Below are 585 nucleotides of genomic sequence, written 5' to 3' on the forward strand. Positions count from 1 at the left end.
GTAGGTGACTACCGTGCCGGTTCAAGTCCGGCCCTCGGCATTAAGTTTTGCGCCCGTAGCTCAATTGGATAGAGCGTTTGACTACGGATCAAAAGGTTAGGGGTTCGACTCCTCTCGGGCGCGCCATTATTCTAATAGAATAGATAGGAAATCGGGAAGTAGCTCAGCTTGGTAGAGCACATGGTTTGGGACCATGGGGTCGCAGGTTCGAATCCTGTCTTCCCGACCATTTTAATGGGGCCTTAGCTCAGCTGGGAGAGCGCCTGCTTTGCACGCAGGAGGTCAGCGGTTCGATCCCGCTAGGCTCCACCAATTTTTTTAAAAAAAGTTGTTGACTTTGAAGAATCAGCGTTGTATACTAATAAAGTTGCTTTAACAAAGTGAACAAACGAAATGATCTTTGAAAACTAAACAAGACAAAACGTACCTGTTAATTCATTTTTAATAAATCGCACAGCGATGTGCGTAGTCAGTCAAACTACTTTATCGGAGAGTTTGATCCTGGCTCAGGACGAACGCTGGCGGCGTGCCTAATACATGCAAGTCGAGCGGACAGATGGGAGCTTGCTCCCTGATGTTAGCGGC

At 47.7% G+C, this 585-nt stretch carries 3 tRNA genes and 1 rRNA gene; all 4 read left to right on the plus strand.

From position 1 onward, the window contains the following. The first annotated feature begins 49 nt into the window (after window positions 1-49). A tRNA-Arg gene (locus CVV77_RS21825) sits at window positions 50-126 on the plus strand. Window positions 127-152: 26 nt separating this feature from the next. Then, window positions 153-229: transfer RNA gene (locus tag CVV77_RS21830), tRNA-Pro, on the plus strand. Between the two features lie 7 nt (window positions 230-236). Next, window positions 237-312 (plus strand) — tRNA-Ala (locus CVV77_RS21835). 171 nt (window positions 313-483) lie between these two features. Further along, window positions 484-585, plus strand: a 16S ribosomal RNA gene (locus tag CVV77_RS21840); the annotation flags it as partial.

The sequence above is a fragment of the Bacillus sp. SN1 genome (assembly GCF_002796895.1).
In the GTDB taxonomy this organism is placed as follows: Bacteria; Bacillota; Bacilli; order Bacillales; family Bacillaceae; genus Bacillus; species Bacillus inaquosorum.